Source organism: Azospirillum brasilense, assembly GCF_022023855.1.
Taxonomy (GTDB): Bacteria; Pseudomonadota; Alphaproteobacteria; order Azospirillales; family Azospirillaceae; genus Azospirillum; species Azospirillum brasilense_F.
On the sequence record NZ_CP059453.1, the window covers coordinates 235,391 to 245,000 of the forward strand.

Genomic DNA, 9,610 nt, shown 5'->3' on the forward strand with positions numbered 1-9,610 from the left:
ACGCGATGGACCGCATCCAGGCCCTCCTTCAGCTCGCCACCCTCCTCCTCGGCGTCGGGACGCTGCTGTTCGCCCTGTCCACCCTGCGCGCGTTCCGCCGCCGCAAGGCGCTGCGCCGCCGGCTGGCCGCCCTGTCGGCCGAGGCGCGGGCCGTGGTGGAGGACGGCAGCCCCGACATCACCGGCGCCGGCCCCCTGACCATCGCCGACCGGGTGAAGCGGCGCATGTCGCGTTTCTACGCGCGGCGCCAGACCGTCTATCTGCCGCCGGGCATCCGGCTGTGGCGGGCGCTGCTGTATGCCGTGATCGCCGCGGGCCTGTGCTGGTGGCTGGGCGGGCCGGTGATGGGCGACGCGGGCGCCACGACCGCCGCCGCCGTGGCCCTGCTGGTCACCCCGCGCCTCGTCTTCGCCGCCAGCCGCCGCAGGACGCTGGAAGCGCTGATGAACCAGCTTCCCGACGCGATCAGCCTCGTCGTCCGCGCCACCCGCGCCGGCATCCCGGTGTCGGAAAGCCTGCGGATGGTCGGCACCGAGCTGTCGGAGCCGATCGCCCCGCTGTTCCGCCGCATCGTCGACGAGACGGCCATGGGCATCGACCTGGAGACCGTGCTGGCCCGCGCCGCCGCCAACGTCCGCCTGCCGGAGTTCCGCTTCTTCGTCGTCACCCTTCTGCTGCAGCGGGAGACCGGCGGCAACCTGACGGAGCCGCTGGAGAATCTGGCCGACATGATCCGCCAGCGCCGCCGCGTGCAGATGCGCACCCGCGCCCTGACCTCGGAGGCGCGCAGCTCCGCCGCCGTTCTGGCCGCCCTGCCCTTCCTGGCCGGCGGCGGCATGGCGATGCTGAACCCCGACTACGCGTGGCGGCTGATCGACGAGCCGAGCGGGCAGACGATGCTGATGGTGGCCGGCGGGCTGCTGCTGGTCGGCGTCGGCTCCATGCAGCTCCTCATCCGGAAGACCCTGTCATGAGCGGCGGCCTCATGAGCGGCGGCCTGATCCCGCAGCCGGTCCTTCTCGGCTTCGGCGTCCTGATGATCCTGACCGGGGTGGCCGGGTTGCGCTCCTGCGCGCTGCGCGAGCGGCTGCTGGCCCGGCTGGAGCGGCTGCGCGCCGGAACCGCGCCCTCCGCCGCCCCGGAGACGGAGCGCCGCAGCCTGCTGAGCCGGATCGGCGCCACGCTGGCCCGCACGCCGCTCGTCGGCTCCGCCGACCGGGAGCGGATGCGCAAGAGCCTGATCGCCGCCGGCTACAACCAGCCCGGTCACCTCTATTCCCTGCTCGGCATCAAGCTGCTGTGCATCGGGGCCGGGATGGCGCTGGTCCCGGCGGCGGCGGGCGACCTGCTGCCCTCGCTGATCGGCGCGCCGGGTGCGGCGGCGCAGGTGGTGGCCGGCGCCCTGCTCGGCTGGCGGCTGCCCGATCTGGCGCTGGGCCGGATGCGCGACCGCCGCCTGGAGGAGGTGCGCAACGGCCTGCCCGACGCGCTCGACCTGCTGGTGATCTGCGGCGAGGCCGGCCTCGGCCTGGAAGCGGCGGTGGACCGCGTGGCCCGCGAGGTGGCGACCGCCTACCCGGCGCTGAGCGCCGAGCTGTCGGCCACCGCGGCGGAGATGCGCGTGCTGTCCGACCGCGGCGGCGCGCTCAACAATCTGGCCGCCCGGCTGGACATGGAGGGCGTGCGCGGCATGGCGACGACGCTGATCCAGGCCATGCGCTACGGCACGCCGCTGGCCCAGGCGCTGCGCGTCCTGGCCGGGGAGATGCGCGCCCAGCGCCTCGCCCGGTTCGAGGAGAAGGCGGCCCGCCTGCCGGTGCTGCTGACCCTGCCCATGGTGGTCTTCATCCTGCCCTGCGTCTTCATCGTCGTCGGCGGCCCCGCCATGCTCGACGTCTCGCGCAGCTTCGACAGCGCCGGCACCAGCCAGCAAACCCATTCCAGCCAATCCCACTCCAACCCGCCCCACAGCCAGACCAAGGGAGGTCAGCCATGATCGCCACCCCGTCCCTCCTCCCGTCCAGCCAGCGCCCGACCCGCAAGCGTCTCTCCGGTCTGGGCCGCGCCGCGGCGGCCGCCCTCCTGCTGCTGTCGGTCAGCGCCTGCGCCTCGGCGCCGGGCGGCGGGCCGGTGGGGTCGAGGAGCGGCCCGACGGCCAACGCCACGCTGGACGACAAAGCGCGCGTGCAGCTCCGCCTCGCCCGCGCCGCCCAGGAGGCCGGCAACACCGGCTCCGCGGTGCGCTTCTACCGGGCGGTGCTGGATCAGGCGCCGGGCCATGTCGGCGCCCTGCTCGGGCTGGGCGAAACCCTGTCGGAGAGCGGGTCCGCCGCCGACGCGGTGGTCGAGCTCCAGAAGGCCGCCGCTGCGGTGCCCGACAATGTGGAGGTGCAGACGGCGCTGGGCCGCGCGCTGATCCGCGCCAACCGCCCCGCCGACGCGCTGAACCGCTTCGACGCCCTGCTCCGCCGCAACGACGACGACCTGCGCGCTCGTCTGAACCGCGGCGTCGCCCTCGATCTCGCCGGGCGGCACGCGGAGGCCCAGGGCGAATACCGCCACGTCCTGAAGGCTGAGCCGAACAACGCGGCGGCCATGGCCAACCTCGGCCTGTCGCTGGCGCTGAACGGCAGTGCGGAGGGCGTGGCGATCCTGGAAGGGCTGGTCCAAGGCGGGGTGGACTCCCCCCGCGTGCGCCAGAACCTCGCGCTGGCCTACGGGCTGAAAGGCGATCTGGAGGCGGCGGCCCGCGTGGCCCGGCTCGACCTCGACGACGCCAACGTGCGTTCCAACCTGGCCTTCTACGAGACGGCGCGTCAGTTCGTCGCCTTCAAACCGTGAGGCGGCCCCATGCGCAGCCGCAGCCGCCCTCTTCCCGGCCTCCGTCTCCCGCGTGACCGCCGGGGCCTGACCACGCTGGAGCTGGCGATCGTCTCCCCGGCGCTGATCGCGGGCATGATCGCGCTGGCCGAGGTGTCCTACTCGCTGACCGTGGACGGCCTGCTCAACCACGCCGCCCGAGCCGCCGCCCGCAGCGGCTTCACCGGGGAGCTGGCGACCGGCTTCACCGACCGCCGCGCCCAGGTCTGCGACACGGTGTACCGCTTGACCAGCCGGGTGCTCGACCAGAGCCGCCTGTCGGTGCGCAGCCACAGCTACGCCTCCTTCACCACGCTGGGCCAGATCAACGGCGGGGTTCCGCCCTCCACCTCGCTCACCGACCTGAATTGCGGCTCCACCGACTGGGACGCCAATCAGACCGGGACGGCGCTGGGCGGCAGCGGGCAGGTCGTCGTCTACACGCTGCGCTACACCCAGCCGGTGCTGACCGGGCTGGGCGCCACGGTCCTGGGACGGGCGGAACTGATCCACGAGGCCCGGCTGGCCGTGCGCAACGAACCCTTCATGGTGGGGGAGTGACCGGCATGGCGACACATGTCCCGACATTCTGGCGCCGGCCCCTGCCGCGCGACCGCCGCGGCGTCGCGGCGCTGGAGATGGCGCTGCTGGCGCCGGTCCTTCTCGTGCTGGTCACCGCCACGGTGGACGTGGTGCGCTACGTCAGCATCACCCTGACCCTGAACCGCACCGCCGCCAACGTCAGCGACATCGCCACCCAGTTCGACAAGCTGCGCGCCGGCATGACCGTGGTGAAGGGGAACGAGGTCGGCGTGCTGTTCCTCGCCGCGACGGAGGTCGCCCAGCCTCTGGACCTGATGGCCGGCGGGCAGGTGATCGTCACCTCGGTCGCCAACATGGGCCAAGGATCGCGGGTGATGTGGCAGGAACGGGCCGGCACCGGCTCCGCCATCAGCCATTACGGCGCCGCAGGCGGGGCGGCCACGCTGCCGCCCGGCTTCACCCAGCAGCCCGGCGACAACGCCATCTTCACCGAGCTGTTCTACCGCTTCACCCCCTATCTGCTGAGCGGACCGTGGCTCGGCGACGCCGGGACCTCCACGACGCTCTACGCCAGCGCCGTCTACCAGCCCCGGCTCGGCACGCTCACCACGCTGGAGACCGGGCCATGAGGACACGCTTCCTTACCGCGGCCCGCCTGCTCGCCTCTCTGGGGAGGGTGACGCGGGACCGCCGGGGCGCCACCGCGCTGATGTTCGCCGCCGCCGCGGTGCCCCTGCTGGGCATGGTCGGGCTGGCGGTGGATTACGGGCGGGCCTTCCTCGTGCAGTCGCGGCTTCAGACCGCCATCGACGCCGGGGCGCTGGCCGCCGGCAAGATGCTGAACTCCACGGCGGACGCCCAGAGCGACATCGCCATGTTCGTCGCGGCCAACCTGCCGCCGGGCTTCCTGGGGGCGGCCATCGGCACCCCGGCGGTGACGCTGGACCAGACGAACCAGCGCGTCGGGGTGTCGGTCACCGCCACCCTGCCGACGACCTTCCTGCGGGTCCTGCAGGTGAACGAGCTGACCATCTCCGTCACCAATCAGGTGCAGCGCGCCAACGCCGGGCTGGAACTGGCGCTGGTGCTCGACGTCACCGGCTCCATGGCGACCAACAACCGCATCGGGGAGCTGCGCAGCGCCGCCACCGACCTCGTCAACATCCTGTTCGGGCCGGGCAGCGCGCCGCCGAAAAACCTGTGGGTCTCCATCGCCCCCTACGCAGCGGAGGTCAACATCGGCAAGACCCGCACCAACTGGCTGGCGGCGGGCAGCTACGACGCCACCAAATGGGCCTCCCAGGGCTGGCGCGGCTGCGTCCTGGCGCGCACCCAGCCGCAGGACCAGACCGACACCCCGCCGGCCTCCGCGCCGTTCAAGCCCTTCTGGTACCCGAACAACCAGTACAACGGGACCAACAACGACAACCCCTGGACCCCCACGAACATCACCGACGACGGCACCTACCGCCAGACCAACGACATGGCCGGACCGAATCTCGGCTGTCCGCCGCCGATCATGGCGCTGACCAACGACCGCTCGGCGCTGCTCGCCAAGATCGCCGGGCTGAAGCCGGTGAACCGCGGCGGCACCATGGCGAACCAAGGGCTGCAGGCGGGATGGTTCACCCTGTCGCCGAAGTGGCGCGGCCTGTGGGGCGGCACGACGCCGGACACGCTGCCGCTCGATTACGGCACGCCCGACATGTCCAAGGCGGTCGTCCTGCTGACCGACGGCAACAACGAGTGGTTCAAGTACAAGCCGCAGGGCGACTACACCAGCTACCAGCGCCTCAGCGACGGGCTGCTGGGCACCACCGACACCAATCAGGTGACGACGGCGATCAACAACCGCATGCTGACGCTGTGCAGCAACATGAAGGCGGCGGGGATCACCCTCTTCACCATCACCGTCGGCGACAGCGCCAGCAGTGCCACCCGCACCCTTTACGAAAGCTGCGCCTCGCCCGGCCCGAACCATTATTTCGACAGCCCGACGCCGACGGACCTGCAGACGGTGTTCCGCACCATCGCCGGCCAGCTCAGCAACCTGCGGATCATCCGCTGACCGGCTGGCGCCGATCGGTCTGCGCTGAACGGCCGGCACCTTGGCCGGGGGCGGTATGGCGGAGACAGCGGTTTATGACCTATTGCGCATTGGTCTGCCGCCGCCCGATGGGCTACAGGAATCGGGACCGTGCAGACAAGAGGCCCGTCCGTCATGTCCCAGACCTTCCCCCAGACCTTTCACGTGATCGTTGCCGAAGACGACCCCGTCGTCGCGGTCACCATTGCCGAAACCCTGGAGGAGCGCGGCTTTCGCGTGACCATCGGGCGCAACGGGTTCGATGCCTTCAAGATCGACCAGAACGATCCCGCCGACATCCTGATCACCGACCTGCGCATGCCGCACTTCGACGGCACCAGCTTGATTGCCCGCATGCAGGAGCAGCGCCCCGAGTTGCCCATCCTGGTCACCACCGGCTACAGCGACAACCTGCCCAAGGAGGAGCCGGGGCAGCTCTCCGTCGTCCAGAAGCCCTTCTCCGAGGACAGCATCGTCCGGGCGGTGCAGAGCCTGCTCGGGGTCGCCTGACCGGACCGCCGGAGGGTGGCAGCGAAAAAAGTTCGCTCTCCGGTGAAGTTCCTGCTTGCGCTGCGCCGCAGGGACCCGTATAAGCCGGCCTCCGTTCCGGATTAGCTCAGTCGGTAGAGCAGCGGACTGTTAATCCGCGTGTCGCTGGTTCGAGTCCAGCATCCGGAGCCATATTGCGGGTGTAGCTCAGTTGGTTAGAGCGCCGGCCTGTCACGCCGGAGGCCGCGGGTTCAAGTCCCGTCACTCGCGCCACATTGCGGGCGTAGCTCAGGGGTAGAGCACAACCTTGCCAAGGTTGGGGTCGAGGGTTCGAATCCCTTCGCCCGCTCCAGTTTCGGGGCACGACAGTGTCTACAGGGGCCGCTTGTTCATCAAGCGGCCCCTCGTCGTTTCAGACGTCGCTTGGTGCCAACCCGTTCCTTCCCCATTCCGCTCAGCCGAAATAGGCAGATGGCGTTACGCCCAGTGTCCGCTTGAACAAGGCGATGAAGGCGCTGACGCTGTCATAGCCGAGGTCGATGGCCACGGTCGTCACCGGCGCGCCTTCGGCCAGCATCTCCAGCGCGCGCATCAGGCGCGCCCGCTGCCGCCACGCGGTGTAGCTGTAGCCGGTCTCCGCCACGAAGCGGCGGCTCAGCGTCCTTTCGGACACGCCCGCCCAGGAAGCCCAGGCGTCCATGCCGCGCCGATCCCCGGGGTCGTCGAGCAAGGCTCGCGCGATCCGGAGAAGGCGCGGATCGCGCGGCATGGGCAGGGTAAAGGGATTGATGGGCGAGGCCCTGAGTTCGTCGAGGAGGACCATGGCAAGGCGCCATTGCGCCTCGTCCAGCTCCCACCCCCGCCATCCGGAGGCGCGGATCACCGCCTCGCGCAACAGGCCGGACACCTTGATGATGCAGGGCCGGTCCGGCAGCGTCGCGCAGGCGGCCTCCGCGATGTAGCAGCTCCACCCCTCGACGGCCCCGTGGGTGTAGCCATGGTGCGGCTGGTGGGGCGGAAGCCAGACCGCGTGCTCGGCGGGAACCACCCAGGTGTCCGTCTCCGTGCCGATGGTGAGCAGGCCGCGGCGCAGACCGGAGAGCTGGCCGCGCGGGTGGCTGTGCAGCCCTAGCGCGCGATGTTCGGCCTGCGTCTCGTAAATGGCGACGATGACCGGTTCGCGCGCATCACTCGCGGCGAAGGCGAACCGTTCCTCGGACATGGCGTCAACCCGTTATCGAATGGCCGCCATAGCTTAGCGCCGCCTTCGGTTGCCCGCTAGACTGCTCGCGACAGGAGAAAACCATGATTCCGCAGAATCCCCCTACCCCCACGCCCGACCTCGACCGGCTTTACGACCCGCCGATGGAACATGTCCAGAAGGCGGTCATGACGGAGTTGATCTCCTTCCACGCCGACTACCTCGCCAAGGCCACCTTCTTCTGCCTCGCGACCGGTCGCACTGCGGGTCTGGACGCCTCGCCGCGCGGCGGCCCGCCGGGTTTCGTCAGGATGCTCGATGCCAAGACCGTCGCCTTCGCCGACTGGCCTGGCAACAACCGGATCGAGTCCATGCGCAACCTGCTGGAGGACGACCTCTTGGGGATGCTCTTCCTGTTCCCCGGCCTGGACGTCTTCATGCGGATCAATGGACGCGGTCGCGTCTCGGACGACGCGGATCTCCGCGTCAGCCTCGCCGAGGGGACGAAAATTCCCAAGACGGTCATCGTCGTGAGCGTGGACGAGGTGCTGTTCCACTGCGGCAAGGCGGTGAACCGGGCCAAGCTGTGGGCTCCGGGATCCCGGATCGGGCGCGGCGCGCTTCCGACCCCCGGTCAAATGCTCGCCGCCATGACCAGGCAGGACGCCTCCGCCGCGGAGGCCATCGATGCGCACTACGACCATGCGATGCGAAACGACCTCTACGGCTGAGTTTCAGGGCCGGAAAAATGCCCTCTGTCGGACACAACGTAAAGCCGGCGCTTCCCGTTGGGGGAAAGCGCCGGCCTTGCCGTTCATGAAGCCGATTGTCAAGCGATTGAAACCCATCCATCCAAGTCCTTGATGGCTTGGCGTGTGCCGTGGTGACCTGGCGGCGACCTACTCTCCCACGTCTTAAGACGCAGTACCATTGGCGCTGAGGCGTTTCACGGCCGAGTTCGGAATGGGATCGGGTGTTGGGAGCCTCGCCATGACCACCAGGTCACCAAGGCACACGCGAACCATCCGGACCGGACGGGCGGGTTTCGTTAAGTGAGGACGTCTGCATTCTTGGTCTTGCGGTGTTGGCTCGTGCGCCCAGGGCTTGCCGCTGCGCGCGGGCATCCTGCTGGGAAGGATCAAGCCGATCGAGCGATTAGTAAGGCTCAGCTTCAGGCGTTGCCGCCCGTCCACATGCCTCCTATCGACGTGATGGTCTGTCACGGCTCTCAAGGGAGTTCTGGTTTTGAGGTGGGTTTCCCGCTTAGATGCTTTCAGCGGTTATCCCGTCCATACTTAGCTACCCGGCCATGCCACTGGCGTGACAACCGGTGCACCAGAGGTATGTCCATCCCGGTCCTCTCGTACTAGGGACAGATCCTCGCAAAACTCCGACACCCACGGCAGATAGGGACCGAACTGTCTCACGACGTTCTAAACCCAGCTCACGTACCACTTTAATCGGCGAACAGCCGAACCCTTGGGACCTGCTCCAGCCCCAGGATGTGATGAGCCGACATCGAGGTGCCAAACGACTCCGTCGATATGGACTCTTGGGAGTCATCAGCCTGTTATCCCCGGCGTACCTTTTATCCGTTGAGCGATGGCCCGTCCACGTGGGACCACCGGATCACTATGGCCGACTTTCGTCTCTGCTCGACTTGTCTGTCTTGCAGTCAGGCGGGCTTATGCCATTGCACTCGTCGAGCGATTTCCGACCGCTCTGAGCCCACCATCGCGCGCCTCCGTTACACTTTGGGAGGCGACCGCCCCAGTCAAACTACCCGCCATGCAGGGTCCCGGCTCCGGATGAACGGAGCGCGGTTAGATGCCAGAGACCTCAAGGGTGGTATTTCAAGGATGGCTCCGCCCGAGCTGGCGCCCGGGTTTCCTAGCCTCCCACCTATCCTACACATGAGATCCCTAGCACCACTGCAAAGCTGTAGTAAAGGTGCACGGGGTCTTTCCGTCTGACCGCGGGTACTCCGCATCTTCACGGAGAGTTCAATTTCGCTGAGTTGGTGTTGGAGACAGCGGGGAAGTCGTTACGCCATTCGTGCAGGTCGGAACTTACCCGACAAGGAATTTCGCTACCTTAGGACCGTTATAGTTACGGCCGCCGTTTACCGGGGCTTCAATTCGGAGCGTGAACCCCTCCTCTTAACCTTCCGGCACCGGGCAGGCGTCAGACCCTATACGTCGCCTTGTACGGCTTCGCAGAGCCCTGTGTTTTTAGTAAACAGTCGCCACCCCCTGGTCTGTGCCCCCCGCCCCGGCTTGCGCCGCGACGGGGCCCTCTTCTTCCGAAGTTACGAGGGCAATTTGCCGAGTTCCTTCAACACCATTCTCTCAAGCGCCTGGGTATACTCTACCAGTCCACCTGTGTCGGTTTGGGGTACGGTCTGATGCGGGGGCTGTTTCCTGGAACGGGTC

9 protein-coding genes, 3 tRNA genes and 2 rRNA genes (1 of these 14 only partly in view) are annotated in these 9,610 nt (G+C 68.5%); 11 read left to right on the plus strand and 3 right to left on the minus strand.

Annotated elements, in window-relative coordinates; all coding sequences use genetic code 11:
- Positions 1-5: 5 nt before the first annotated feature.
- The 10 genes from H1Q64_RS30790 (at position 6) to H1Q64_RS30835 (ending at position 6,329) form a co-directional block, all read left to right on the plus strand.
- On the plus strand, positions 6-974 hold the full coding sequence (locus H1Q64_RS30790; RefSeq protein WP_237908120.1) for a type II secretion system F family protein: 969 nt from the start codon (positions 6-8) through the stop codon (positions 972-974).
- Complete coding sequence (locus H1Q64_RS30795) at positions 971-1,996, plus strand: type II secretion system F family protein (RefSeq protein WP_237908121.1); 1,026 nt, start codon at positions 971-973, stop codon at positions 1,994-1,996. Before H1Q64_RS30790 ends, H1Q64_RS30795 begins: the two co-directional genes overlap by 4 nt.
- The gene (locus H1Q64_RS30800; RefSeq protein ID WP_237908122.1) at positions 1,993-2,841 is read left to right on the plus strand and encodes a tetratricopeptide repeat protein; all 849 of its coding nucleotides are present in this window, start codon (positions 1,993-1,995) and stop codon (positions 2,839-2,841) included. The genes H1Q64_RS30795 and H1Q64_RS30800 overlap by 4 nt, the downstream gene beginning before the upstream one ends.
- Before the next feature lie 9 nt (positions 2,842-2,850).
- Positions 2,851-3,420, plus strand: a complete 570-nt coding sequence (locus H1Q64_RS30805; protein ID WP_237908123.1) for a TadE/TadG family type IV pilus assembly protein — start codon at positions 2,851-2,853, stop codon at positions 3,418-3,420.
- A 5-nt stretch (positions 3,421-3,425) separates the two neighbouring features.
- On the plus strand, positions 3,426-4,031 hold the full coding sequence (locus H1Q64_RS30810) for a TadE/TadG family type IV pilus assembly protein (RefSeq protein WP_237908124.1): 606 nt from the start codon (positions 3,426-3,428) through the stop codon (positions 4,029-4,031).
- Positions 4,028-5,470 (plus strand): TadE/TadG family type IV pilus assembly protein, encoded by a 1,443-nt coding sequence (locus tag H1Q64_RS30815; protein ID WP_237908125.1) that lies wholly within the window; start codon positions 4,028-4,030, stop codon positions 5,468-5,470. The genes H1Q64_RS30810 and H1Q64_RS30815 overlap by 4 nt, the downstream gene beginning before the upstream one ends.
- A 153-nt stretch (positions 5,471-5,623) precedes the next feature.
- Positions 5,624-5,998 (plus strand): response regulator, encoded by a 375-nt coding sequence (locus H1Q64_RS30820; RefSeq protein WP_035682866.1) that lies wholly within the window; start codon positions 5,624-5,626, stop codon positions 5,996-5,998.
- A gap of 95 nt (positions 5,999-6,093) precedes the next feature.
- Positions 6,094-6,169: transfer RNA gene (locus H1Q64_RS30825), tRNA-Asn, on the plus strand.
- 4 nt (positions 6,170-6,173) lie between these two features.
- A tRNA-Asp gene (locus tag H1Q64_RS30830) sits at positions 6,174-6,250 on the plus strand.
- Between the two features lie 4 nt (positions 6,251-6,254).
- A tRNA-Gly gene (locus H1Q64_RS30835) sits at positions 6,255-6,329 on the plus strand.
- Between the two features lie 102 nt (positions 6,330-6,431).
- On the opposite strand, the gene H1Q64_RS30840 is transcribed toward H1Q64_RS30835, so the two are convergent.
- Positions 6,432-7,199, minus strand: a complete 768-nt coding sequence (locus tag H1Q64_RS30840) for an AraC family transcriptional regulator (RefSeq protein ID WP_237908126.1) — start codon at positions 7,197-7,199, stop codon at positions 6,432-6,434.
- An 83-nt stretch (positions 7,200-7,282) separates the two neighbouring features.
- Here H1Q64_RS30840 and H1Q64_RS30845 point away from each other — a divergent pair, with 83 nt between their 5' ends.
- A complete protein-coding gene (locus H1Q64_RS30845) occupies positions 7,283-7,909 on the plus strand; it encodes an MSMEG_1061 family FMN-dependent PPOX-type flavoprotein (RefSeq protein ID WP_237908127.1) in 627 nt (208 codons plus the stop codon).
- Positions 7,910-8,064: 155 nt separating this feature from the next.
- On the opposite strand, the gene rrf is transcribed toward H1Q64_RS30845, so the two are convergent.
- Positions 8,065-8,180, minus strand: a 5S ribosomal RNA gene (gene rrf / locus H1Q64_RS30850).
- Positions 8,181-8,312: 132 nt separating this feature from the next.
- Positions 8,313-9,610 (minus strand): 23S ribosomal RNA (locus H1Q64_RS30855); it runs 1,449 nt beyond the window's last position.